The 22,408-nt window shown below is 70.5% G+C and carries 26 protein-coding genes, 1 tRNA gene and 1 riboswitch; of the genes, 11 read left to right on the forward strand and 16 right to left on the reverse strand.

The window, feature by feature from the left end; translation table 11 throughout:
• Positions 1-159: 159 nt before the first annotated feature.
• Positions 160-2,652, forward strand: a complete 2,493-nt coding sequence (locus ACFZAX_RS16245; protein WP_390962167.1) for a transglycosylase domain-containing protein — start codon at positions 160-162, stop codon at positions 2,650-2,652.
• A 23-nt stretch (positions 2,653-2,675) separates the two neighbouring features.
• Here ACFZAX_RS16245 and ACFZAX_RS16250 read toward each other — a convergent pair whose 3' ends face one another.
• The 3 genes from ACFZAX_RS16250 to ACFZAX_RS16260 form a co-directional block, all read right to left on the reverse strand.
• Complete coding sequence (locus ACFZAX_RS16250) at positions 2,676-2,996, reverse strand: SMR family transporter (RefSeq protein WP_390962169.1); 321 nt, start codon at positions 2,994-2,996, stop codon at positions 2,676-2,678.
• Positions 2,997-3,035: 39 nt separating this feature from the next.
• Positions 3,036-3,098, reverse strand: a riboswitch (guanidine-III (ykkC-III) riboswitch).
• A gap of 55 nt (positions 3,099-3,153) precedes the next feature.
• Positions 3,154-3,495 carry a co-chaperone GroES gene (locus ACFZAX_RS16255; RefSeq protein WP_266704824.1) on the reverse strand — a complete coding sequence of 114 codons (342 nt, stop codon included), beginning with the start codon at positions 3,493-3,495 and terminating at the stop codon, positions 3,154-3,156.
• Between the two features lie 145 nt (positions 3,496-3,640).
• Positions 3,641-3,973 carry a DUF3618 domain-containing protein gene (locus ACFZAX_RS16260; protein WP_390962171.1) on the reverse strand — a complete coding sequence of 111 codons (333 nt, stop codon included), beginning with the start codon at positions 3,971-3,973 and terminating at the stop codon, positions 3,641-3,643.
• Between the two features lie 128 nt (positions 3,974-4,101).
• On the opposite strand from ACFZAX_RS16260, the gene bcp reads away from it, so the two are divergent.
• The 5 genes from bcp to ACFZAX_RS16285 all read left to right on the forward strand — a co-directional run bounded on the left by bcp (position 4,102) and on the right by ACFZAX_RS16285 (position 7,998).
• Positions 4,102-4,569: a thioredoxin-dependent thiol peroxidase gene (bcp, locus tag ACFZAX_RS16265; RefSeq protein ID WP_390962172.1), complete on the forward strand. Its 468-nt coding sequence runs from the start codon at positions 4,102-4,104 to the stop codon at positions 4,567-4,569.
• Positions 4,570-4,789: 220 nt separating this feature from the next.
• Complete coding sequence (gene proP / locus ACFZAX_RS16270; RefSeq protein WP_390962173.1) at positions 4,790-6,286, forward strand: glycine betaine/L-proline transporter ProP; 1,497 nt, start codon at positions 4,790-4,792, stop codon at positions 6,284-6,286.
• Positions 6,287-6,447: 161 nt separating this feature from the next.
• Positions 6,448-7,074 (forward strand): HNH endonuclease, encoded by a 627-nt coding sequence (locus tag ACFZAX_RS16275; RefSeq protein WP_390962174.1) that lies wholly within the window; start codon positions 6,448-6,450, stop codon positions 7,072-7,074.
• Entirely contained in the window at positions 7,071-7,961 is an 891-nt protein-coding gene (locus ACFZAX_RS16280) for an HNH endonuclease signature motif containing protein (RefSeq protein ID WP_390962301.1), read from the forward strand. Before ACFZAX_RS16275 ends, ACFZAX_RS16280 begins: the two co-directional genes overlap by 4 nt.
• Positions 7,924-7,998: transfer RNA gene (locus ACFZAX_RS16285), tRNA-Leu, on the forward strand. The genes ACFZAX_RS16280 and ACFZAX_RS16285 overlap by 38 nt, the downstream gene beginning before the upstream one ends.
• A gap of 55 nt (positions 7,999-8,053) precedes the next feature.
• On the opposite strand, the gene rdgB is transcribed toward ACFZAX_RS16285, so the two are convergent.
• From rdgB to ACFZAX_RS16305, 4 genes are all read right to left on the reverse strand, one after another.
• Positions 8,054-8,656 carry an RdgB/HAM1 family non-canonical purine NTP pyrophosphatase gene (gene rdgB, locus ACFZAX_RS16290; protein WP_390962176.1) on the reverse strand — a complete coding sequence of 201 codons (603 nt, stop codon included), beginning with the start codon at positions 8,654-8,656 and terminating at the stop codon, positions 8,054-8,056.
• 73 nt (positions 8,657-8,729) lie between these two features.
• The gene (locus tag ACFZAX_RS16295) at positions 8,730-9,119 is read right to left on the reverse strand and encodes a hypothetical protein (protein ID WP_390962178.1); all 390 of its coding nucleotides are present in this window, start codon (positions 9,117-9,119) and stop codon (positions 8,730-8,732) included.
• A gap of 185 nt (positions 9,120-9,304) precedes the next feature.
• Entirely contained in the window at positions 9,305-10,051 is a 747-nt protein-coding gene (rph, locus tag ACFZAX_RS16300; protein WP_390962180.1) for a ribonuclease PH, read from the reverse strand.
• Between the two features lie 307 nt (positions 10,052-10,358).
• Complete coding sequence (locus tag ACFZAX_RS16305; protein WP_266704842.1) at positions 10,359-10,592, reverse strand: PTS glucose/sucrose transporter subunit IIB; 234 nt, start codon at positions 10,590-10,592, stop codon at positions 10,359-10,361.
• 215 nt (positions 10,593-10,807) lie between these two features.
• Between ACFZAX_RS16305 and ACFZAX_RS16310 the strand changes: the two genes are divergently transcribed.
• Positions 10,808-12,067 carry a PTS transporter subunit EIIC gene (locus ACFZAX_RS16310; RefSeq protein WP_390962182.1) on the forward strand — a complete coding sequence of 420 codons (1,260 nt, stop codon included), beginning with the start codon at positions 10,808-10,810 and terminating at the stop codon, positions 12,065-12,067.
• A 142-nt stretch (positions 12,068-12,209) separates the two neighbouring features.
• Positions 12,210-13,118 carry a hypothetical protein gene (locus ACFZAX_RS16315; RefSeq protein WP_390962183.1) on the forward strand — a complete coding sequence of 303 codons (909 nt, stop codon included), beginning with the start codon at positions 12,210-12,212 and terminating at the stop codon, positions 13,116-13,118.
• A gap of 38 nt (positions 13,119-13,156) precedes the next feature.
• On the opposite strand, the gene ACFZAX_RS16320 is transcribed toward ACFZAX_RS16315, so the two are convergent.
• A complete protein-coding gene (locus ACFZAX_RS16320) occupies positions 13,157-13,909 on the reverse strand; it encodes an MBL fold metallo-hydrolase (protein ID WP_390962184.1) in 753 nt (250 codons plus the stop codon).
• Positions 13,910-14,147: 238 nt separating this feature from the next.
• Between ACFZAX_RS16320 and ACFZAX_RS16325 the strand changes: the two genes are divergently transcribed.
• Entirely contained in the window at positions 14,148-14,645 is a 498-nt protein-coding gene (locus ACFZAX_RS16325; protein ID WP_390962186.1) for a type II toxin-antitoxin system PemK/MazF family toxin, read from the forward strand.
• Positions 14,646-14,768: 123 nt separating this feature from the next.
• On the opposite strand, the gene ACFZAX_RS16330 is transcribed toward ACFZAX_RS16325, so the two are convergent.
• The 7 genes from ACFZAX_RS16330 to clpS all read right to left on the reverse strand — a co-directional run bounded on the left by ACFZAX_RS16330 (position 14,769) and on the right by clpS (position 19,748).
• On the reverse strand, positions 14,769-15,719 hold the full coding sequence (locus tag ACFZAX_RS16330; RefSeq protein ID WP_390962187.1) for a cysteine synthase: 951 nt from the start codon (positions 15,717-15,719) through the stop codon (positions 14,769-14,771).
• The gene (locus ACFZAX_RS16335) at positions 15,719-15,997 is read right to left on the reverse strand and encodes a MoaD family protein (RefSeq protein WP_390962188.1); all 279 of its coding nucleotides are present in this window, start codon (positions 15,995-15,997) and stop codon (positions 15,719-15,721) included. The genes ACFZAX_RS16330 and ACFZAX_RS16335 overlap by 1 nt, the downstream gene beginning before the upstream one ends.
• Positions 15,998-16,089: 92 nt before the next feature.
• On the reverse strand, positions 16,090-16,218 hold the full coding sequence (locus ACFZAX_RS16340) for a putative leader peptide (RefSeq protein WP_390962189.1): 129 nt from the start codon (positions 16,216-16,218) through the stop codon (positions 16,090-16,092).
• 192 nt (positions 16,219-16,410) lie between these two features.
• Complete coding sequence (locus ACFZAX_RS16345) at positions 16,411-16,833, reverse strand: Mov34/MPN/PAD-1 family protein (protein WP_390962190.1); 423 nt, start codon at positions 16,831-16,833, stop codon at positions 16,411-16,413.
• Between the two features lie 199 nt (positions 16,834-17,032).
• Entirely contained in the window at positions 17,033-18,463 is a 1,431-nt protein-coding gene (locus ACFZAX_RS16350) for an amino acid permease (protein WP_390962191.1), read from the reverse strand.
• Positions 18,464-18,797: 334 nt separating this feature from the next.
• Positions 18,798-19,382: a DUF2017 family protein gene (locus tag ACFZAX_RS16355; RefSeq protein ID WP_390962192.1), complete on the reverse strand. Its 585-nt coding sequence runs from the start codon at positions 19,380-19,382 to the stop codon at positions 18,798-18,800.
• Between the two features lie 48 nt (positions 19,383-19,430).
• Positions 19,431-19,748: an ATP-dependent Clp protease adapter ClpS gene (clpS, locus tag ACFZAX_RS16360; RefSeq protein WP_390962194.1), complete on the reverse strand. Its 318-nt coding sequence runs from the start codon at positions 19,746-19,748 to the stop codon at positions 19,431-19,433.
• Between the two features lie 80 nt (positions 19,749-19,828).
• On the opposite strand from clpS, the gene ACFZAX_RS16365 reads away from it, so the two are divergent.
• Entirely contained in the window at positions 19,829-21,157 is a 1,329-nt protein-coding gene (locus ACFZAX_RS16365) for a nicotinate phosphoribosyltransferase (protein WP_390962195.1), read from the forward strand.
• 204 nt (positions 21,158-21,361) lie between these two features.
• Complete coding sequence (locus tag ACFZAX_RS16370) at positions 21,362-21,958, forward strand: isochorismatase family protein (protein WP_390962196.1); 597 nt, start codon at positions 21,362-21,364, stop codon at positions 21,956-21,958.
• A gap of 30 nt (positions 21,959-21,988) precedes the next feature.
• Here ACFZAX_RS16370 and ACFZAX_RS16375 read toward each other — a convergent pair whose 3' ends face one another.
• Entirely contained in the window at positions 21,989-22,333 is a 345-nt protein-coding gene (locus ACFZAX_RS16375) for a hypothetical protein (RefSeq protein ID WP_390962198.1), read from the reverse strand.
• Between the last annotated feature and the right edge of the window lie 75 nt (positions 22,334-22,408).

Below are 22,408 nucleotides of genomic sequence, written 5' to 3' on the forward strand. Positions count from 1 at the left end.
GACCCTAGTCCACGCCTCCGGCGCCGGGCGACCACTTTTCGGGGGCGCGCGCGGCATCCGGCGGGGCGTACCGGGGCGCAAGCAGGTGCCCTCCGAGGGTTATCGGCATGAAAGGGGCAATATGGGAGGACTGTCTGCGGCCGAGGAGTCTTCACCGACATGAGCGACGAGCCAGAGCGCTGGGCCCCCCGGGACTCCTCCGGGGAGCCTTCCGGAGACGAAGGCGCCGCGAACGCCGCGGAGGAACACCCACACGGAGCACCACCCGGCAAGGCCGGGAAGAAGCGCGCGAAACGCCCCCGGCGGACGGGCTGGCGCCGCCTCGTCCCGACCTGGCGGATGGTGCTCGGGGCCGTACTGCTCGTCGCCGTCCTGCTCGTCGGCGGATTCATCGCCGGGTACCAGCTCGTCGACATCCCCGCCGCGAACTCCAGCGCCACCGCCCAGAGCAACGTCTACCTCTACCGCGACGGTGCGGTCATCGCCCGCGACGGCGACGTCAACCGGGAGAACGTCCAGCTCGCCCAGGTCCCTGGGGACGTCCAGCACGCGGTGCTCGCCGCGGAGGACCGCAACTTCTACTCCGAGCGCGCCGTCGACATCAGCGCCATGGTCCGCGCCGCCTGGAACACCGTCACCGGCAAGGGCAAGCAGGGCGGTTCGACCATCACCCAGCAGTACGTCAAGAACTACTACCTGGGCCAGGAACAGACGGTCGTCCGCAAGGCCAAGGAGTTCTTCATCGCGATCAAGCTGAACCGCGAACAGACCAAGGACCAGATCTTCGAGGGGTACCTCAACACCAGCTACTTCGGCCGCAACGCCTACGGCATCCAGGCCGCGGCCCAGGCGTACTACGGCAAGGACGTCACCGACGTCGGCGTCGCCGAGGGCGCGTACCTCGCCTCGCTCCTCAATGCCCCGAGCGCGTACGACGTCGTCGCCCATCCGGAGAACGAGCCGGCCGTCCTCGCCCGCTGGAACTACGTGCTCGACGGCATGGTCAAGGAGAAGTGGCTCGGCGCCTCCGCGCGCGCGGCGCTCACCTTCCCGCCGCCGGGCGAGGCGAAGGCCTCCACCGGCCTCTCCGGGCAGCGCGGTTACCTCGTCGACGCCGTCAAGGACTATCTGACCGGCCACGGGATCGTCGACGAGGAGACCCTCGCCACCGGCGGCTACCGGATCACCACCACCCTGGAGAAGGAGAAGCAGGACGCCTTCGTGGACGCCGTCGAGAAGAACGTGACCTCCCGGACCGACGACAGCAACGAAGCCGACCGCAACGTCCGCGTCGGCGGCGCCTCCATCGACCCCGCCACCGGCCAGGTCGTCGCCCTGTACGGCGGGATCGACTACACCCGGCAGTACGTCAACAACGCGACCCGCCGCGACTACCAGGTCGGCTCCACCTTCAAGCCGTTCGTCTTCACCGCCGCCGTCGCCAACGACGCGACCACCCAGGACGGCCGCCGGATCACCCCGAACACCCGCTACGACGGCACCAACGAGCGCCCCGTCCAAGGGCGCCAGGGCGACACCGGGTACGCCCCCGCCAACGAGGACGACGTCAGCTACGGCTCCCTCACGGTCCGCGAGGCCACCGACAAGTCCGTCAACGCTGTGTACGCGCAGATGGCGGAGGACGTCGGCCCGGAGAAGGTCGAGGAGACCGCCATCGACCTCGGCATCCCCGAGAACACCCCCGACCTGACCGCCTCCCCGTCCATCGCGCTCGGCCCGGCCACCGCCAGTGTGCTCGACATGACCCAGGCGTACGCGACCCTCGCCAACCACGGGCGGCACGGCACGTACACCCTGGTGGAGAAGGTCACCAAGGACGGCCGGAACGTCTCACTGCCCGACCGCACCACCCGGCAGGCCGTCAGCCGGCAGGCCGCCGACACCACCACCGCGATCCTGCGGAGCGTCGTCGAAGGCGGCACCGGTACGGCCGCGCGGGGCGCGGGCCGCCCCGCCGCCGGGAAGACCGGCACCGCCGAGGAGGACAAGGCCGCCTGGTTCGCCGGCTACACCCCCAACCTCGCGACGGTCGTCGCCGTCATGGGCCAGGACCCGGACACCGGAACGCAGGAGTCCCTGTACGGAGCCCTCGGCCAGTCCCGCGTCAACGGCGGCGGCGCCCCGGCCGAGACCTGGGCCGACTACACCGCAGCCGCACTCGAAGGCTCCGCGGTACGGGAATTCGACCTGGACCCGGCGGAGGGCAGCGACGAGCCCGACCCCTCCGAGGAGGAATCACCGCCCGACGACCCGGACTCCCCGTCGGACACCCCGAGCGGCGACACCCCCACCACCCCCGCCACCTCCGCCGGCACCACCCCGGCCACTCCCGGCCCGACCACCACCGGCGCGGGCGGCACCACCGGCGGCGGCACCACCAACGGCGGCAACGCGAACGGCACCGGCGGGAGCACCACGAACGGCGGAACCGGCAACGGCGGCAACGGCGACGGCGGTGCGAACGGCGGCACCGACGCGGGCACCGCCGAAGGCGGCGGGGAGACCGGCGGCACCACCGGGGAGACCGGCGACGGCGGCGGCCCCGTCGGGAACGGCAGCACGGGCGGCGCCCTGGTCGAAGGCGCCCGGGGCCCCGACCGGGGGCCGGCCGTCCCGTACCCCTGGCGGTGAGACCGGCGGACGCCCCCGGGCGGTCAGTGTCCCGAAGTCGCCTTGAGCCCCACCACGGACACCAGCAGCAGACAGACGAAGAAGATCCGCGCGGCGGTCACCGGCTCGTTCAGCACCACCATCCCGAGCACCGCCGCACCGGCGGCCCCGATCCCCACCCACACGCCGTAGGCGGTACCGATCGGCAGCGACTTCGCCGCCTGCGCCAGCAGCAGCATGCTGGCCACGATCCCGAGGACGGTGAACACGCTCGGCCACAGCCGGGTGAACCCCTCGGCGTACTTCATACCGATCGACCAGCCCACTTCGAGCAGACCGGCGACGATCAAAAGAACCCAGGCCACGACGGCCACCTCCGACGACAGACACACGGAACAACACGGACTGCGTCGTCTTTGCCTGCCCGGTACGGCGCGTCTCGTCGGGTCCCTCCACCGTAGCAACAAACGCGGTGGGGCCCGGTGACCGCGGTCACCGGGCCCCACGAGGGCGCACGAACGGCTACAGGTACAGCCCCGTCGAATCGACCGACCCCTCGAAGCGGTCCGCCGCCACCGCGTGCAGATCCCGCTCCCGCATCAGTACGTACGCCACGCTCCGCACCTCGACCTCGGCGCGGTCCTCGGGGTCGTACAGCACCCGGTCCCCGGGCTCGACCGACCGTACGTTCTGGCCCACGGCCACCACCCTGGCCCAGGCCAGGCGGCGGCCCACGGCGGCCGTCGCGGGAATGAGAATGCCGCCGCCGGACCGGCGCTCGCCCTCCGGCGAGTCGGACCGGACCAGCACACGGTCGTGCAGCATGCGGATGGGCAGCTTGTCGTCCTGGGTGTTGTCGCTCACGCCCCGCAACCTACCCGCCGCGCCGCCGCCCGTACGCCGTAGGGGGTACGTCCACCCGCTTCCGCGCCACGACGCGTATCCTCCCCGCGGCGCGGACGACCGCCGGGCGGCCGAATCCACCGGACCGGCCACACCCGGACACGTCCTACCGGCGCCGGCGGCCCTTCGGGCGCCGCGTCGACACGACCAGCAGGCCCACCACCCCGACCGCGAGCAGCGCCACCGGCACCACCCGCTCCAGCCGCGGCGAACCGTCCTCCGCCACGAACCGTGCCTTCACGTCCGAGACCGAACGATTCACCGCGACGTACGCGCGGCCCGCCGTACGGTCCACCTTCTCGGCGACCGTGGCCTTCGCGTCACCGATGATCGTCTTCGGGTGCACCCGCACCCCGATCTCGTCGAGGACCACAGCCAGCTGCTCACGCCTGCTGATGATGTCCGCCTCGATCTGCGCAGGGGTCCTCGTATCCGACACTGCGCCGCCTCCGTGGTGGTCGTCCGGTAAACCTTCATCGACAGTCTGTCAGCTCGACCGCCCGCACACCCGGCGGCACCCCTATTACGCTCGGTCGCGTACACCCCACGCGCCACCCGAGGAGAACCATGAGCGAGCGCCTCCAGCCCGGCGACACCGCCCCCGCCTTCACCCTTCCGGACGCCGACGGCAAGGACGTGTCGCTCGCGGACCACAAGGGCCGCAAGGTGATCGTCTACTTCTACCCCAAAGCCCTTACCCCCGGTTGCACCAAGCAGGCCTGCGACTTCACCGACAACCTCGACCTGCTGACCGGCGCGGGATACGACGTCATCGGCGTCTCCCCCGACAAGCCGGAGCTGCTCGCGAAGTTCCGCGACCAGGAAAATCTGAAGATCACCCTCGTCGGCGACCCGTCCAAGGAGGTCCTCGCGGCCTACGGCGCGTACGGCGAGAAGCAGAACTACGGCAAAACGGTGACGGGCACCATCCGGTCCACCTTCGTCGTCGACGAGCAGGGGCTCATCGAGCACGCCTTCTACAACGTCCGGGCCACCGGCCACGTCGCGAAGATCATCAAGGACCTCAAGATCTGACGCACCCCCTCGGCCGGTGCCCGGTGTTCACCACCGCACACCGGAACCCGCAGACCCGGAAGAACCCGCGGAAACCGAGAACCCGGGAAACCCGCAGGAAATGGCAGGGACCTGTCGCGACACTGTGAGGGACCTCGCATTCTCCGCGCCGATCGGTTTGCGACCGCCATGACCGTACAGAAGCCTTTCTTGGAACACCCTCCGAGGAAAGGACCCGGCCATGGCGGCCACCGACCCCCACCAGGCGGCCGACCCCGACGCGGTCAAGCGCCACCCCATGCTCTTCCGGGCCGTCCGGAAGCGCCAGAACCCCAGACTCCGGCGCACGGACATCACGGTCACCGACGACCAGGCCGTCAAGCGCGCGGTGAAGGCGGCCTCACTCGGCAACGCCATGGAGTGGTTCGACTTCGGCATCTACTCCTACCTCGCCGTCACCCTGGGACACGTCTTCTTCCCGTCCGGGAACGACACGACCCAGCTGCTCTCCTCCTTCGCCACCTTCGCCGTCGCCTTCCTCGTCCGGCCGCTCGGAGGCATGTTCTTCGGCCCGATGGGCGACAAGGTCGGCCGCAAGAAGATCCTCGCCCTCACGATGATCATGATGGCGATCGGCACCTTCGCCATCGGCCTCATCCCCTCGCACGACGCGATCGGCATCTGGGCACCCGCCCTGCTGATCTTCTTCCGCATGCTCCAGGGCTTCTCCACCGGCGGCGAGTACGGCGGCGCCTCCACCTTCATCGCCGAGTACGCCCCCGACAAGCGCCGCGGCTTCTTCGGCAGCTTCCTGGAGTTCGGCACCCTCGCCGGATACGTCGGCGCCGCCGGCCTGGTCACCGCGCTCTACGCGCTCCTCGACACCGGCCAGATGGAGAGCTGGGGCTGGCGCATCCCCTTCCTCGTCGCGGGCCCCCTCGGCCTCGTCGGCCTCTACCTCCGCCTCCGCCTCGACGAGACCCCCGCCTTCCAGAAGCTGGAGGGCGGCACCGCCCACGCCTCCGAGGCCGCCGACGGCGTGGAGACCACCGCCAAGGGCGACCTCGCCAAGATCTTCCGTGACTACTGGCCGACGCTCATCCTCTGCATCTGCCTGGTCGGCGCGTACAACATCGCCGACTACATGCTCCTCTCGTACATGCCGACCTACCTCTCCGACGAGCTCGGCTACAGCGAGACCCACGGACTGCTGATCCTGCTCGTGGTGATGGTCGTCCTCATGCTGCTCATCAGCCAGGTCGGCAAGCTCTCCGACCGCTTCGGCCGCAAGCCGCTGCTGATGACGGGCATGCTCGGCTTCCTGGTGCTCTCACTGCCCGCGTTCCTGCTGATCCGGCAGGGCAGCATCCCGGCCATCACCATCGGCATGCTCATGCTGGGCCTCTCGCTGCTCTGCATGCTCGGCACCATGTCCGCCGCCCTGCCGGCCCTCTTCCCGACGAACGTCCGGTACGGCTCGCTCTCGGTCGGCTACAACCTCTCCGCGTCGATCTTCGGCGGCACGACCCCCCTGGTCATCACCGCCCTGATCAGCTGGAGCGGTACGAACCTCATGCCCGCGTACTACGCGATGGCCGCCGCCCTGGTCGGCGTGGTCTCCGTGGCCTGCATGAAGGAGACCGCCAACAAGCCCCTCGACGGCTCCCCGCCCTCGGTGGAGACCCCGGAGGAAGCGGCGGAGCTCGTCCACGCGCAGTCGCCGGACCCGAAGTTCTGACGCAGGACCCGCACCCGTACGGAAGGGCCCGTACCGCTTCGGTCGATGAAGCGGTCCGGGCCCTTCCGCATCTCGTCGGATTACGGACGTGACTGTCCGATTACCGGTTCGTTGCTCCGTACGAGGCTGCGAACGCGCGGCCGGACGGGGGAAGAAGAGAGATGCCGGTCCGCTACACCCGCCAGCTACTCGAAGAGGCGGCGCGCGAGACGACCAACTACAACGACGCGGTGCGATGGTGCGGCAGCACACCGACGCCGGGGAGCAGGCGCTACCTACGAGCCAAGATGGTCGAGGCCGGAATCGACATCTCCCACTTCGTCGACACCCGGGTGCGCCACACGGAAAACACCCTGCGCGAGTTGGTCGCCTGCTCCAGAAGCGTGGCGGAAGTCGTTCGCCGACTCGGCATCGACCCGGTGGGCGGCAACCAGGCGCACATCAGCCGCCGGATCGCCGCCCTCCGCATCGACACATCACACTTCTCGAGTGCGACTCGACGTCGGCCGAAAGGCGCCGCGAAGAGCACGCTGACTCTGGGATCTCCGTCGGGCGGCAGGGTTCCCGGCGCAAGGCTGCGCCGGGAACTGCTCCGGACGGGCATCGCCGAGTCGTGCGCCGTGTGCGGCACAGGCACGGAGTGGAATGGCAAACCGCTACGACTGGAGGTCGACCACAAGAGCGGGGAGTGGTGGGACAATCGCCGGGAGAACTTGCGCCTGATCTGCCCGAACTGCCACGCGGTCACGGACACCTATCGGGGGCGTAAGCGGCGGCGGTCGGCGTGAGCGACCAGAACAGGTACCCCCGCGAAACCCTGGCCCGGACAGCAGCCGCCTCCACCAGCCTCGTCGACATGCTCGGCCGACTGGGTGCCCCGCTCGGCAGCAGGCCGCTCCGCTACGTGCGTGACCGCCTGACGCACTATGGAATCGACACTTCCCACTTCGTCGAGGTCCCTCTGCCGGAACGCAAAAGGCGGACGTGCACGAAAGAACTCCTGGAAGAAGCCGCATCGCACTCGCGCAGCATCCGGGAAGTGCTGGAGTACATGCAGATCCCTCCCAGCGACGGCCCCTACGACTACATCCGAAAGAAGCTCGGGCGGCTGGGGATCGACACTTCGCACTTCACCAGCGGCCGTGCGCACCGCCCGCCTCTCGCGTCCCGCAGCGAACTGACTTCGGCTGTCGCTGAATCCAAGAGCTTGGCCGGAGTACTGAGGCTCCTCGGCCACGCAGACAACGGCGCCGTCCGCGCCCGTCTGAAACGAAGCCTCGACGAGTACGGTCTCTCAACTGCCCACTTCACCGGGCAGGGGCACACTCGGGGCGCCCACTCTCCCCACCGCAGGACCACCGCCGAAATCCTGCGACGGAAGGATCCGGGGTCCGCCCGGACCCGGACCTCGCTGCTGCGTCGCGCACTCGATGACATCGGAATCGCACGCACATGCTCCGCGTGCGGCATCGGTGACACCTGGCAGGGCAAGTACCTTGCCCTGGAGATCGATCACGTCAACGGTGACCGGCTGGACAATCGTCGCGGGAATCTGCGCTACTTGTGTCCGTCATGTCATAGCCAGACCGATAGCTTCTCGAAGCGGCGAAGTCGCACCCAGTACAGTAGCGATGCGCGGGCCCGTACCCCAGCTGGCAAGAGGGCGCCGGTTTAGGTCCGGTGTGTCGTGGGTTCAAATCCCACCGGGCCCACCCACAGCGAGTGGCTGTCACCTTGGATTCGAAGGTGACAGCCACTCGGCGTGTTTCAGCCCACCAGTTCCCGCACCACCGGTGCCAGCGCGCGGAACGCCTTGCCGCGGTGGCTGATGGCGTTCTTCTCCGCCGGGGTGAGCTCCGCGCAGGTACGCGTCTCGCCCTCGGGCTGGAGGATCGGGTCGTAGCCGAAGCCGTGCGCGCCGGCCGGGGCGAAGCGGAGGGTGCCGGGCATGCGGCCTTCGACGACGCGTTCCGTACCGTCCGGGAGGGCGAGGGCGGCGGCGCAGGCGAAGTGGGCGGCGCGGTGCGGGGTGTCGATGTCGCCGAGCTGGGCGAGGAGCAGGTCGAGGTTGGCCTGGTCGTCGCCGTGCCGGCCGGCCCAGCGGGCGGAGAAGATGCCGGGCGCGCCGCCGAGGACGTCGACGCAGAGGCCGGAGTCGTCGGCGATGGCCGGGTGGCCGGTGGCCTGGGCCAGGGCGTGGGCCTTCAGCAGGGCGTTCTCGGCGAAGGTGACGCCGGTCTCCTTGACGTCCGGGATCTCGGGGTACGCGTCCGCGCCGACGAGTTCGTGGCTGAGGCCGGCGTCGGCGAGGATCGCGTGGAGTTCGGTGATTTTCCCGGCATTGCGGGTGGCGAGGATCAGGCGGGTCATGGATCGATTGTCGCTCCCCCGCCGTCGCGGAGGTGCTCCGGGACCGCCTCGACCGCCTCGCCCACTCACCGGTTCACGGTGAGCAGACCGTGCCGATCTCGCCGGCGGCGTCGGTGACCGGGCCGATGTCGGGGGTGGTGTCGCCCGCCTCGATGGAGGCGCGGACCTGGCCGACTCCGGCCCGGAGGTCGTCGACGGCCTTGCCCAGGTCGGCGTTGTCGGTGGTGTCCTTGAGCTTGCCGAGTTCCTGGTCGATCTGGTCGAGCGACTCGGAGGCCTGGGTCACGTCGCCCGAGGCGTTGGAGACGGCCTGTTGGAGGTTGCCGACGCTGGTGGCGATGGCGTCGGCGGTACGGACGCAGTCGAGGGCCTTGTCGACGGCGCCGCATCCGGCCGCCGCAGTCAGGGTCAGTGCTGCGGCGGTGACGGCGAGTGCGGTGCGGTGGTGGCGGCGCAGAGCCATGGTGCGGTCCCTCCCCGGGTCGTCACATGGAACGGTCGTCACATGGACGGTTCGTCACATGGAACGGTCGTCACATGGACGGGTCGTCACATGGACGGGCGCACGGTTCGACCCGTGCGCCCGTGTCTGTGAGGACGCTGTGCGATGCGTACTTGGTTGCTTCTTTACCCGGGGAAGGGTGGGCGTTACGCGCCGGGGGTGGCGAGGGTGCGGGCGAGTGCCTCGTTCTGGAAGGCGGTGAGGTCGGCGCAGCCGGCGGTGGCGAGGTCGAGGAGGGCGTTGAGTTCCTTGCGGTCGAAGGGCTCGGCCTCGGCGGTGCCCTGGACCTCGACGAAGCGGCCGTCGCCGGTGCAGACGACGTTCATGTCGGTCTCGGCGCGGACGTCTTCCTCGTAGCGGAGGTCGAGGAGGGGGGTGCCGTCGACGATGCCGACGCTGATGGCGGAGACCGTGCCGGTGAGGGGCTTGCGGCCGGCCTTGACGATCTTCTTGCCCTGGGCCCAGGTGATGGCGTCGGCGAGGGCGACGTAGGCGCCGGTGATGGCGGCGGTGCGGGTGCCTCCGTCGGCCTGGAGGACGTCGCAGTCGAGGACGATGGTGTTCTCGCCGAGGGCCTTGTAGTCGATGACGGCGCGCAGCGAGCGGCCGATCAGCCGGCTGATCTCGTGGGTGCGTCCGCCGATCTTGCCGCGGACGGATTCGCGGTCGCCGCGGGTGTTGGTGGCGCGGGGGAGCATGGAGTACTCGGCGGTGACCCAGCCTTCGCCGCTGCCCTTGCGCCAGCGCGGTACGCCTTCGGTGACGGAGGCGGTGCAGAGGACTTTGGTGTCGCCGAAGGAGACGAGTACGGAGCCTTCGGCGTGCTTGCTCCATCCCCGTTCGATGGTGACGGGGCGGAGCTGGTCGGGGGTGCGGCCGTCGATGCGAGACATGGCGTCGACTTTATCCGTTGGCGGGGGCGGGTCCGTTCGGGTGCGGTGGGGCGCCGTTCGGGTGTCGCCGCGGCGTGGCGCGCCGGGATGGGCGGGGCGCGCGGGTGGGTCGGGGTGTCCGTACGTCGGGGCGCGCGGGTGGGTCGGGGTGTGCGTACGGGGCGGGGCGTCGGGCGGGTGCCGGGTGCGGACCGGTCGGCCGGCACCCGGCGGGGGTGACGCAGGGGTGGTGCGGAGGTGGTGCCAGAGGGTGACAGGGGGCTGCTGTCAGCCGGTCACGCCGTCACGCCGTCACGCCGTCACGCCGTCACATCATGTCTTCGATGTCGGCCGCGATGGGGTCGGCGTCGGTGCCGATGACGACCTGGATCGCGGTGCCCATCTTGACGACGCCGTGGGCTCCGGCGGCCTTGAGGGCGGCTTCGTCGACCTTGCTGGGGTCGTGGACTTCGGTGCGGAGGCGGGTGATGCAGCCTTCGACCTCGTCGATGTTCTCGATACCGCCGAGCCCGGCGACGATCTTCTCAGCCTTGCTGGCCATGTCCTTCTCCCTGTCGCAGCGTGCGGGCCCACCATGGGTCCGCTTTGTCACGCTAACGCACGGTTGGCCCAACTTCGCGGGCGCCCGGTCGGGCCATCGCCAAGGATGACGCTCACCGGTGCTCCGCCCTCGGGACGGGCTCCGTACCGTCCGCGCACCTGCCCCGAGCCGGCTGCGACGACCGCCGAACGTGACCGTGTTCCGGGAGGATGCCGATGAGTACGACCGCGGCTGCGGGTCCGCAGCCAAAGTGGTGGAACGGCCCGGTTTCGGGTCTGCAGAAGATCGGCCGGAGTCTTCAGCTCCCGGTGGCCGTGCTTCCCGCGGCGGGTCTGCTGGTCAGCCTCGGCAACCTGTTCGACTCGTATCTGAACGGCCGGTTCTGGGACAAGACCTCCAAGGTCCTGCTCAACGGTGGTTCGGCGATCCTGGACGGCACGGTGGGCCTGCCGTTGCTGTTCTGCATCGGTGTGGCGATCGGTTTCGCGAAGAAGGCGGACGGCTCGACCGCGCTGGCGGCGGTGGTCGGTTTCCTGGTCTACCGGGGTGTGCTGTCGGCCTTCCCGGTGGACGGCTCGGTGACCGACAAGGCGCCGGACGGGGTGCCGCAGAACCCGGGGGTGCTCGGCGGCATCCTCATCGGCCTGCTGACCGCGGTGGTCTGGCAGCGGTACCACCGTACGAAGCTGGTGGACTGGCTCGGGTTCTTCAACGGGCGCCGGCTGGTGCCGATCCTGATGGCGTTCCTCTGCGTGATCCTCGGTGTGGTCTTCGGCCTGCTCTGGCAGCCGGTCGGTGACGCGTTGACGTGGTTCGCCAAGCAACTGATCGACCTCGGCGCGTGGGGTGCGGCCATTTTCGGCTTCGCCAACCGTCTGCTGATCCCGATCGGTATGCACCAGTTCCTGAACACCTTCTTCTGGTTCCAGGCGGGCGACTTCACGGGTGCCGACGGCAAGACGGTGCAGGGCGACATCTCGCGGTTCTTCGCGGAGGACCCGACGGCGGGGCAGTTCACCTCGGGCTTCTTCCCGATCATGATGTTCGGCCTGCCGGCGGCGGCGCTGGCCATCGCGCACACGGCACGGCCGGAGCGCCGCAAGGAGGTGGGGGGCCTGATGCTGTCGGTGGCCCTGACCTCGTTCGTGACGGGTGTGACGGAGCCGCTGGAGTTCTCGTTCATGTTCGTCGCGCCGCTGCTGTACGGCGTTCACGCGATCCTGACGGGCGTCTCGATGGGTGTGACCTGGGCGTTCGGGGTCCATGCGGGGTTCAGTTTCTCGGCGGGTCTGATCGACCTGGTCGTCAACTGGCATCTGGACACGAAGCCATGGCTGTTGATCCCGATCGGGCTCTGTTTCGCGGTGATCTACTACGTGGTCTTCCGGTTCGCGATCGTCAAGTTCAACATCCAGACCCCCGGGCGGGAGCCCGAGGAGGTGGAGAAGGAGATCGAGCGGGACGTCACGAAGTAGCGCCGCCCGCACCCGACGCCCGCACCCGAGGCCCACGGACGCCGCCCGCGGCCCGTGGGCCTCGTCCGCTTCCCGCGCCCCACTTCGCCTACCTGCGTGGGCGTTTCACCCCATGTGCCACCATTCGGCTTAGGCTCCACCCATGACTTCTCCGACGCCCCGCATCCTCGATCTCGACCGTGACCGGCTCGCCGCCCTGCGGGGCCGGAGGCTGACCGCTTCGGTGGCCGCCGCCGAGGGGCGGACGATGGTGGCGGAGGTGTTCGCGGACCGGGCGGTGCTCTCCGCCCACCCCGGCGACAACGCGGTGCACAACGCCGAGTTGATGGCGGCCTTCGGCGCGGACATCGTGGTGCTGAACATGATCGAGCGCGTCTGGGACGGGGAGCGGCTGGTGCTGCCGGCGCTCGGCGCGTTCACGTCGATCACGGAGCTGGCGGCCTGTATCGGGCGGCCGGTCGGGATCAATCTGGAGCCGGGGGACGTGCCGGAGATCCGGCGCGCGCAGCCGGAGTTCGCGAAGCGGCTGGTCGGGATGGGGGCGGCGATGCTCTGTCTGACGGCGAATCCGGGGACCGGTGGTTCGTACGAGGGGCTGGCGCGGGTGACCGAGGAGCTGCGGAAGGGGCTCGGTGACGAGGTGGCGCTCTGGAGCGGCAAGATGCACCACGCGGGCCGTCCGGAGCGGCTGACGGCCGCGCGGCTGACGGCGCTGGTGGAGGCGGGGGCGGACGGGGTGGTGCTGCCGCTGCCGGGGACGATGCCGGGGGTGACGAAGGAGCTGGCGGCCGAGGCGGTGGCGGCGGTGCAGGACGCGGGGGCGGTGGTGATGGGGGCGATCGGGACGAGCCAGGAGGGCGCGCACACGGACGTGGTGCCCCAGGTGGCCCTGAACGCCAAGGAGATCGGGGTCGACGCCCATCACATCGGGGACGCGTTCCTGCCGGGGATGGGCGATCCGGAGCTGCTGTACGCGTACTCCGTGGCGGTCCGCGGGCGCCGGCACACCTGGAACCGGATGGCCCTGGGCGGCCGCGGTCGCAGGGCCTGAGTCCTTGCCGGGGGCCGGGCGGGGGGCGGGCGGCGCGCTCAGATCTCGTAGACGGCGCCCGGTACGGCGAGCTCGACGGGTCCGGCGTAGACCTCGCGGGCGTCCTCGATGTTGCGTTCGGCGTCGGTCCACGGCGGGATGTGGGTGAGGACCAGCCGTCCGGCGCGGGCGCGGGCGGCACACTCCCCGGCCTCCCGTCCGTTGAGGTGGAGGTCCGGGATGTCCTCCTTGCCATGGATGAACGATGCTTCGCAGAGGAAGAGGTCGGCGTCCTCGGCGAGTTCGTCCAGGGCCTCGCAGGCTCCCGTGTCGCCGGAGTAGGTGAGGGAGCGGCCGCCGTGCTCGATCCGGATGCCGAAGGTGTCGACGGGGTGGCAGAGCTTCTCCGTGCGGACGGTGAAGGGGCCGATCTCGAACCAGCCGGGCTTGAGGGTGTGGAAGTCGAAGACCTCGCCCATGGCGCGCTCGGACGGGGTGTCGGCGTGGGCGGTGGTCAGCCGGCGCTCGGTGCCCTCGGGGCCGTACACGGGAAGGGGGGCGGGGCGGGTGCCGTTGTTCGGGTAGTAGCGCACCACGAAGTACGCGCACATGTCGATGCAGTGGTCGGCGTGCAGGTGGCTGAGGAAGACGGCGTCGAGGTCGTACAGGCCGACGTGGCGCTGCAGCTCGCCGAGGGCGCCATTGCCCATGTCGAGGAGCAGCCGGAAGCCGTCGGCCTCTACGAGGTAGCTCGAACAGGCCGATCCCGCGGACGGGAAGGAGCCGGAGCAGCCGACGACGGTGAGCTTCATGGAGCGTGGACCTCCGAGACGTGGCCACGGTGCGGCGGGTGGGTTCGGGGGGGTGCGGGTCCGTCGAGCGTAAGGCGCGAATCTCCTGGTCGCTCCTCTGCGGCCTGCTGTTGTGGGGGAACTCACCTGTGCTGTCACCGGTTCGATGGAAGCCGGGGGGCTTCGGGCGTGTGCCCGTTCGTACGGGGGTGGTTCCGGTGCACCGCGGTGGCGGGGCGGGCGCCGGTACGGTCGGGGGATGGAAACGTACTGGTGGGTGATTCTGGCCGTCCTGGTCGTGCTGGCGCTGGTGGCGTCGGTGGTGGACGGCCGGGGCCGGAGCGGTGCGCGGCGCCGGGGCGGCGAACGGGGTACAAGTGGCCGTCCGGGTGGTCGCACCAGGCCGCCGGGGCGTCCGGCGGAGCCGGGGCGGGGACGCGGGGCGGGCGGGGTCCCTCAGCCGGGTGAGATCTGGTGGGCCGAGGTGCCGTACGAGGACGGGCCGGGGTCGAAGGACCGGCCGTGCCTGGTCCTGTCGGTGCGGGGCGGCCGGGCGGTCGTCGCGAAGATCACCAGCAAGCACCACGAGGAGCGGCCGGGGGTGATCGCACTGCCGGACGGCACGGTGGGGGACGCGCGCGGGCGGCGGAGTTTCCTGGAGACGGACGAGTTGCGGGAGGTCCCGGTGGACGGCTTCCGGCGGCGGGTGGGCCGGGTGGACGCGGAGCTGTGGGGGCGGGTGCGGGGGCTGGGTTAGGCGGTGGCCCTCGTACGGCTCCGGCGGCCCGGCGGCCGGAACGCGGAAGGCCGGCGCCCGGAACGCGGAAGGCCGGCGCCCCGGGTGCGGGCGCCGGCCTTCCGGGCGGTCGGGCGGGGGCGGTCAGGCCCAGAGCTGGCCGTGCAGGGTCTCGATGGCGGCTTCCGTGGTGGGGGCCGTGTAGACGCCGGTCGAGAGGTACTTCCAGCCGCCGTCCGCGACGACGAAGACGATGTCCGCGCTCTCCCCCGCCTTGACGGCCTTCCGGCCGACTCCGATGGCCGCGTGGAGGGCGGCTCCGGTGGAGACACCGGCGAAGATGCCTTCCTGCTGGAGGAGTTCGCGGGTGCGGGTGACGGCGTCCGCGGAGCCGACCGAGAAGCGGGTGGTGAGCACCGAGGCGTCGTACAGCTCGGGCACGAAGCCCTCGTCGAGGTTGCGGAGCCCGTAGACGATGTCGTCGTAGCGGGGTTCGGCGGCGACGATCGTGACGTCGGGCTTCTGCTCGCGGAGGTACCGGCCGACGCCCATGAGGGTGCCGGTGGTGCCGAGGCCCGCGACGAAGTGGGTGACGGACGGGAGGTCGGCGAGGATCTCGGGTCCGGTGGTGGCGTAGTGGGCGCCCGCGTTGTCGGGGTTGCCGTACTGGTAGAGCATCACCCAGTCGGGGTGTTCGGCGGAGAGTTCCTTGGCGACCCGGACGGCCGTGTTGGAACCGCCGGCCGCCGGCGAGGAGACGATTTCGGCGCCCCACATGGCGAGCAGGTCGCGCCGTTCCTGGGAGGTGTTCTCCGGCATGACGCAGACGATGCGGTAGCCCTTGAGCTTGGCCGCCATGGCGAGCGAGATCCCGGTGTTGCCGCTGGTCGGCTCCAGGATGGTGCAACCGGGCTTGAGGCGCCCGTCCTTCTCCGCCTGCTCGACCATGTGGAGCGCGGGGCGGTCCTTGATCGAGCCGGTGGGGTTGCGGTCCTCCAGCTTGGCCCAGATCCGGACGTCGTCGGAGGGCGAGAGCCTCGGCAGGCGGACCAGGGGGGTGTTGCCCACGGCCGCCAGCGGGGAGTCGTACCGCATCAGCGCATGCCGCCGGCGACGGCCGGGAGGATGGTGACGTTGTCGCCGTCGCTGAGCTTGGTCGCGATGCCGTCGAGGAAGCGGACGTCCTCGTCGTTGAGGTAGACGTTGACGAACCGGCGGAGCTGCTCCCCGTCGACGATGCGCTCGCGGATGCCGTTGTGCCGGGTCTCCAGGTCGTTGAGGAGGTCGGCGAGGGTCTCGCCACTGCCTTCGACCGCCTTGGCGCCGTCGGTGTAGGTGCGAAGGATGGTCGGGATGCGGACCTCGATGGCCATGGCGTGGGCTCCTGTCGGAAGCGGGGTGGCGTGGCGCGCGTTTCAGCACCCGCGCGGGTGGTGGTACGTGGGGTGGGCGCTCGGGCCGTGACTCAGGCCGTGGGCCCGGTGGGCAGGTCGCGACCGGGACAGATCGCACTGGAAAGCCTGCACAGGTCGACGTGCAGCCGCGCGACGAGCAGTGCGCCCGGCGTCATTTCGCTCACGTCATGGGGAACCATGCGGTCATCGTATCGATTCCCGTTCGGAAAACCCGAGTGTGATCTCACATGACGGAACAAGACCGTTCAGCATGCGGACTTTCGGCTCCGTCGGCCGGTACCCCGGACGCGCGGGACGGCGGGGCCCGGTGGGGCCCCGCCGCCCGTGGATTCCGGTGTGCCGCTTGATGCGTGCGGCGCCGGTGCGCCCGCTCAGTACGCCGCGACGATCTTTACGTCTTCCTCCGTGATCACACCGTCCACGATGCGGTACGAGCGGAACTGGAACGGGCCCGCCTCGTCGGTGTCGGCGGTGGAGACGAGGACGTAGTGGGCTTCCGGCTCGTTGGCGTACGTCACGTCGGTGCGCGAGGGGTAGGCCTCGGTCGCGGTGTGCGAGTGGTAGACGACGACCGGCTCCTCGTCGCGGTCGTCCATCTCGCGGTAGAGCTTGAGGAGATCGCCCGAGTCGAACTCGTAGAACGTGGGCGAGCGGGCGGCGTTGAGCATCGGGATGAAGCGCTCGGCGCGGCCCGTTCCGGCCGGTCCCGCGACCACGCCGCACGCCTCGTCGGGGTGGTCGGCGCGGGCGTGCGCGACGATTCTGTCGTACAGGGCCTGGGTGAGGGTCAGCATGGCGCCCAGGATAAGCAGGCGGGTCCCGGCCCACCGAGGTGCGGTGGGCCGGGACCCGGCCGGGTGGCCGCCGGGGCCGTTGGGGCGGCCGGGCGGCTCGTGGGAGAGATGGTCGTGGGTGCGACGGACGCGGGACGCGCGGCGCACGGTGGGGCGTCGGGCCCGTGCGGCGAGGGCGGGTGCGCCCGGGCGGCGGGGGTCAGCGTTTGGCGAACGCCGCGTTCTGCGGGTCCCGCGACCTGAGTGCCAGGTACGAGACGCCGAGGAGGAGCGCCCAGAACGGGGCGCAGTAGAGCGAGATCCGGGTGTCCTTGTCGACGGCCATCATCACGACGACCACGCCGATGAAGGCGAGGGCGAAGCCGCTGGTGTACGGGGAGCCGGGGGCCCGGAACGCGGAGTGCGGGAGTTCGCCCCGGTCGGCGCGGGCGCGGTAGCGGAGCTGGCAGACGAGGATCATGATCCAGGCCCACATGCCGGAGATGGTCGCGAAGGACACGACGTAGGTGAACGCCTGCCCGGGCCATTGGTAGTTGATCCAGACGCCGACCAGCATGAGGGCGGCGGAGAAGGTGGTGCCGACGAGCGGGGTGCCGCTGCGGGTGAGCCGCGTGAAGGTGCGCGGGCCCTGGCCGTTGAGGGCGAGGTCGCGGAGCATGCGGCCGGTGGAGTACATGCCGGAGTTGCAGGACGAGAGGGCGGCGGTGAGGACGACGAAGTTGACGATCCCGGCGCCGACGCCGAGGCCCATCTTCTGGAAGGCGGCGACGAACGGGGAGACACCGGGCTGGAATTCGGCCCACGGCACCACCGACAGGATCATGATCAGGGCGCCCACGTAGAAGACGGCGATGCGCCAGGGCACGGTGTTGATCGCCTTGGGCAGCACGGTCTCGGGGTTCTTGGACTCGCCGGCGGTGACGCCGACCAACTCGACGGCGAGGAAGGCGAACATGACGATCTGCAGGGTCATCAGGGTGCCGCTGATGCCGTGCGGGAAGAAGCCGCCGTCGGACCAGAGATGGGTGACGGAGGCGGTCTCCCCGGCGTCGGAGAAGCCGAGGGTGAGAATTCCGGCGCAGATGAGGATCATGCCGAGGATGGCGGTCACCTTGACCATCGAGAACCAGAATTCGAGCTCGCCGAACACCTTCACGGAGATGAGGTTGACCCCGTAGAGGACGAGCGTGAAGAACAGCGCGGATGTCCACTGCGGAATGTCGAACCAGTAGGTCATGTACTGGGCGCCCGCGGTGACTTCGGTGATTCCGGTGACGACCCAGAAGAGCCAGTACGTCCAGCCGGTGACGAATCCGGCGAAGGGGCCGACGAATTCGCGCGCGTACTCCGAGAAGGAGCCCGACACCGGCCGGTACATGAGGAGTTCGCCGAGGGCGCGCATGATGAAGAAGATGACCAGGCCCGCGACGGCGTAGGCGAGGATCAGGCTGGGCCCGGCCTTGGCGATGGCCTTGCCCGCGCCGAGGAAGAGCCCGGTGCCGATGGCTCCACCGATCGCGATCATCTGGATCTGGCGGGCGCCAAGGCCGCGCTGGTATCCCTCGCCGTTTCCGTGGGCGCCGGCCGCTTCCCGGTCCGGCTGCCCGCTGTCGACCTCTGCGGATGTCATGGTGCTGCGCCTTTCTCCACGACGGGCCGCGGCCCCGTGGGGCCGTGGACCGTGTCCTGTTCCCCCCCGGAATCGATATGGAGTGCCGCCGGCGGTCGGCCGGCGGACAGTGCCCCCGGGAAACAGGGATGGCGTCCCCGGTGGGTCGTGAAGATTTATCACGGCCATCTCGGGGCACCCTCGGACATTCTGTGGCGCAGACCACAGGAAAAAGCGGACAAGGGTTTTGGGCCCCTGCAAAAGCGGCCGTCGGGGTGACGGGATCGTTACGCGGATTTGAGCGTTGTCTGAGCCGCCGGCCGCTCCCCCGAGCCGCCGGCCGCGCGGGGCGCGGTCAGGACATCAGGGTTTCGACGAGGGTCTCCTGGAGGGCGCCGAGCCAGAGGTAGGCGAGCACCATCGGCTTGCGCGGGTCGCTGTCGGGGAGCCGGTAGAGGGAGCCTTCCTGGCCCTGGTCGTCGTCGCCGACCTCGAGCCGGGTGCCGATGGTGAGGCGCAGGTCGTTGAGGGCGCCGAGCCACTGGCGGGACTCGTCGGCGCTGAGGCGGAGTTCGCCGCTGCCGTCCTCGCCGGTGGTGACGGAGTCGAGGGAGCGTACGACGGCGAGGGCGTCCTCGCGCTTGCGGGCGCGCAGGTCGATCTCGGTGAAGCGGCGGAACTCGGAGGACGCTTCGCGCAGTTCCTTGTCGTCGTTGCCGTACGCGTCGGGGAAGAGGCGGGCGAGGGCGGGGTCGGCGGGCGGTTCGCTGGGCCCTTCGGCGAAGAGCGCGGCGAGCGGGTCCGAGCCCTCGGCGGCCTGGTCCCCGGGGCCGACGAGTTCGAGCAGCTGGACGGCGAGGGAGCGCAGGATGGAGATCTCCACCTCGTCGAGCGCGACGGCCGCGCCGCCGTCGGGGGTGGCCTCGAAGTGGCCGGCCATGGGTTCTCCGTTACTGGGGCGGGGGCGTGGGGCGGGGGGCGTACGGAGTCAGTTGCGGTCCTGGGTGAGTGTGGCCCAGAGCCCGTAGCCGTGCATGGCCTGGACGTCGCGTTCCATCTCCTCGCGGCTTCCGCTGGAGACGACGGCGCGGCCCTTCTCGTGCACGTCGAGCATGAGTTTGTGGGCCTTGTCCTTGGAGTAGCCGAAGTACGCCTGGAAGACGTACGTCACGTAGCTCATGAGGTTGACGGGGTCGTTGTGCACCAGCGTCACCCAGGGGACGTCGGGCTCGGGGACGACGTAGGTCTCCTCAGCCGACTCGGGACGTTCGATCTCTACGGGGGAAGCGACGCTCACCCCTCCCATGCTGCCACTCGACGGGTCACCGCGCATAAACGGACCCCACATCTCGTCACTCTGACGAAATGTGGAGTAGCATCCCGGTCATGAACTCAGCGGACCTGGGGCGACGGGTCGGAGTGCCGTCGACCGCACTCTTCACCGACCAGTACGAACTCACGATGGTGCAGGCGGCTCTCAAGGCGGGCACGGCCGACCGGCGCTCCGTCTTCGAGGCGTTCACCCGGCGACTGCCCGAGGGGCGGCGGTACGGCGTCCTGGCGGGGACCGGACGGGTGCTGGACGCCGTGGAGAACTTCCACTTCGACGACGAGATGATCGCGTTCCTGCGCCAGCAGGAGGTCGTGGACGAGCCGACCCTCGAATGGCTGGCGGGCTTCCGCTTCAGCGGTGACATCTGGGGCTACCCGGAGGGCGAGGTCTACTTCCCCGGCTCGCCGGTGCTCCGGGTGGAGGGCTCGTTCGCCGAGTGCGTGCTGCTGGAGACGGTCGTGCTGTCGATCCTCAACCACGACTCGGCCATCGCCGCCGCCGCGTCCCGGATGTCGGCCGCCGCCGGCGGCCGGGGCCTGATCGAGATGGGGGCGCGCCGCACGCACGAGCTGGCGGCGGTCGCCTCGGCCCGCGCCGCGTACGTGGGCGGCTTCCACACCACCTCCGACCTGGCGGCGGGCTTCCGTTACGGCATCCCGACCGTGGGCACCAGCGCGCACGCCTTCACTCTGCTGCACGACACCGAGCGGGACGCGTTCCGGGCGCAGGTGGAGTCGCTGGGCCGGGGCACCACGCTGCTGGTGGACACCTTCGACGTGGCCGAGGCGGTCCGTACGGCCGTGGAGGTCGCCGGACCGGAGCTGGGCGCCGTGCGGATCGACTCCGGGGACCTGCTGCTGGTCGCGCACCGGGTGCGGCAGCAGCTGGACGAGCTGGGCGCGACGGGGACGAGGATCGTGGTCACCTCGGACCTGGACGAGTACGCCATCGCCTCGCTGGCCGCCGCTCCGGTGGACGCGTACGGGGTGGGGACGCAGCTGGTCACCGGCAGTGGCAGTCCGACCTGCTCGATGGTCTACAAGCTGGTGGCGCGTGCCGCGTCCGCCGATCCGGCCGCTCCGCTGACGCCGGTGGCGAAGAAGTCGCTGGGCGCCAAGTCGTCGATGGGAGGCCGCAAGTGGGCGGCCCGCCGCCTCGACGCGCAGGGTGTCGCCGAGGCCGAGGTGGTCGGCACCGGTCCGGTACCGGCGGAGCTGGCCGGCCAGGAGCTGCTGGTGGAGCTCGTGCGGGGCGGCGAGGTGGTGGCCCGGGAGTCGCTGCAGGCGGCCCGCGAGCGGCACATCGCGGCGCGCGCGGCGCTTCCGATGTCGGCGCTGCAGCTGTCCCGGGGCGAACCGGTGCTGCCGACCGAGTACGTCTGAGCCGGGGCGTGCCGCCGGAGGGCCGTCGTTCGCCGGAGCCCGGCGGACGGCACTTCGGCGGCACGCCCCGGGCCCCCGCCCCGCGGTTGGTCCGTACCGGAGGGAACGTAACGCCTCCCGCGACCGCGTCGGCGGACTTAGGCTCGGTACCCGCCGGTACCCATCCCCCGCCGCCATCCGCTCCCCCACCGAAGGACACCCGCCATGAACCGCGCGTTGATCGTCGTGGACGTTCAGAACGATTTCTGTGAGGGCGGCAGCCTCGCCGTCGCCGGTGGCGCCGACGTGGCCGCCGCGATCACCGATCTGATCGGGGAGGCGCAGGCCGGTTACCGCCATGTGGTGGCCACCCGTGACCACCACGTCGACCCGGGTGACCATTTCTCGGCCACGCCGGACTTCGAGCACTCGTGGCCGGTGCACTGCGTGGCCGGCACGGAGGGAGTGGGGTTCCATCCGAACTTCGCGCCCGCCGTCGCCTCCGGGGCGATCGACGCGGTGTTCGACAAGGGGGCGTACGCGGCGGCGTACAGCGGTTTCGAGGGGCTCGACGAGAACGCGGTGGGGCTGGCGCAGTGGCTCCGCGACCACCAGGTCACCGAGGTGGACGTGGTGGGCATCGCCACCGACCACTGCGTGCGGGCGACCGCGCTGGACGCCGCGCGTGAGGGCTTCGCCACCCAGGTGCTGCTCGACCTGACGGCGGGTGTCGCAGCGCCCACCACCGCGCGGGCCCTGGAGGAGCTCCGCGCGGCGGGTGTCGCGCTGTCGGGCGATCCGGTGGTGGCCCGGCCCGAGTGAGCCGTCGCGGTCGCGCCGTCGTGACGGGCGCTACGTGGCGGGTCTGACCGGGCCCGGGTGTCCGGCCGGGGCCATCAGGGCCCGTATGGGGTGCCAGAGCTCCTGGGCGGCTTGTGGGGCGTCCCGCCACAGCAGGCCGTCCGGGTGGTGCAGCACGGCGGTGATCTCGTCGGGGGTGGGCGGCTGGCTGTTGCCCCGGAGGTAGACCGCGCGCAGCCCGAGGTTGCGCAGCCGGGTGAGGGCGCGGGCCCGGTTGGCCGCGTGGACGAGTACGCGTACGGGGGCGCCGGGACGGACCCCGTGGGGCGGACGGGCCAGGGTGAGTGCCACCACCACCGAGCCGTCCGGCAATCTGCTGAATCCTCCGCCTGCCATGGTTCGCGCTCCCCCGTGAGACGTCGTGTCAATAAGGATCGGAATAAGAGGCACCTAAACACGATCGGCCGCCGC

It is taken from the genome of Streptomyces sp. NPDC008125 (assembly GCF_042957125.1).
Classification (GTDB): Bacteria; Actinomycetota; Actinomycetes; order Streptomycetales; family Streptomycetaceae; genus Streptomyces.

Coding starts and splice junctions, on each gene's coding strand:
- ACFZAX_RS16245 (WP_390962167.1), top strand. CDS start 160: ATGAGCGACGAGCCAGAGCGCTGGGCCCCCCGGGACTCCTCCGGGGAG.
- bcp (WP_390962172.1), top strand. CDS start 4,102: ATGAGCGAGCGCCTCCAGCCCGGCGACACCGCCCCCGCCTTCACCCTT.
- proP (WP_390962173.1), top strand. CDS start 4,790: ATGGCGGCCACCGACCCCCACCAGGCGGCCGACCCCGACGCGGTCAAG.
- ACFZAX_RS16275 (WP_390962174.1), top strand. CDS start 6,448: ATGCCGGTCCGCTACACCCGCCAGCTACTCGAAGAGGCGGCGCGCGAG.
- rdgB (WP_390962176.1), bottom strand. CDS start 8,656: ATGACCCGCCTGATCCTCGCCACCCGCAATGCCGGGAAAATCACCGAA.
- ACFZAX_RS16295 (WP_390962178.1), bottom strand. CDS start 9,119: ATGGCTCTGCGCCGCCACCACCGCACCGCACTCGCCGTCACCGCCGCA.
- rph (WP_390962180.1), bottom strand. CDS start 10,051: ATGTCTCGCATCGACGGCCGCACCCCCGACCAGCTCCGCCCCGTCACC.
- ACFZAX_RS16305 (WP_266704842.1), bottom strand. CDS start 10,592: ATGGCCAGCAAGGCTGAGAAGATCGTCGCCGGGCTCGGCGGTATCGAG.
- ACFZAX_RS16310 (WP_390962182.1), top strand. CDS start 10,808: ATGAGTACGACCGCGGCTGCGGGTCCGCAGCCAAAGTGGTGGAACGGC.
- ACFZAX_RS16315 (WP_390962183.1), top strand. CDS start 12,210: ATGACTTCTCCGACGCCCCGCATCCTCGATCTCGACCGTGACCGGCTC.
- ACFZAX_RS16320 (WP_390962184.1), bottom strand. CDS start 13,909: ATGAAGCTCACCGTCGTCGGCTGCTCCGGCTCCTTCCCGTCCGCGGGA.
- ACFZAX_RS16325 (WP_390962186.1), top strand. CDS start 14,148: ATGGAAACGTACTGGTGGGTGATTCTGGCCGTCCTGGTCGTGCTGGCG.
- ACFZAX_RS16330 (WP_390962187.1), bottom strand. CDS start 15,719: ATGCGGTACGACTCCCCGCTGGCGGCCGTGGGCAACACCCCCCTGGTC.
- ACFZAX_RS16335 (WP_390962188.1), bottom strand. CDS start 15,997: ATGGCCATCGAGGTCCGCATCCCGACCATCCTTCGCACCTACACCGAC.
- ACFZAX_RS16340 (WP_390962189.1), bottom strand. CDS start 16,218: ATGGTTCCCCATGACGTGAGCGAAATGACGCCGGGCGCACTGCTCGTC.
- ACFZAX_RS16345 (WP_390962190.1), bottom strand. CDS start 16,833: ATGCTGACCCTCACCCAGGCCCTGTACGACAGAATCGTCGCGCACGCC.
- ACFZAX_RS16350 (WP_390962191.1), bottom strand. CDS start 18,463: ATGACATCCGCAGAGGTCGACAGCGGGCAGCCGGACCGGGAAGCGGCC.
- ACFZAX_RS16355 (WP_390962192.1), bottom strand. CDS start 19,382: ATGGCCGGCCACTTCGAGGCCACCCCCGACGGCGGCGCGGCCGTCGCG.
- clpS (WP_390962194.1), bottom strand. CDS start 19,748: ATGGGAGGGGTGAGCGTCGCTTCCCCCGTAGAGATCGAACGTCCCGAG.
- ACFZAX_RS16365 (WP_390962195.1), top strand. CDS start 19,829: ATGAACTCAGCGGACCTGGGGCGACGGGTCGGAGTGCCGTCGACCGCA.
- ACFZAX_RS16370 (WP_390962196.1), top strand. CDS start 21,362: ATGAACCGCGCGTTGATCGTCGTGGACGTTCAGAACGATTTCTGTGAG.
- ACFZAX_RS16375 (WP_390962198.1), bottom strand. CDS start 22,333: ATGGCAGGCGGAGGATTCAGCAGATTGCCGGACGGCTCGGTGGTGGTG.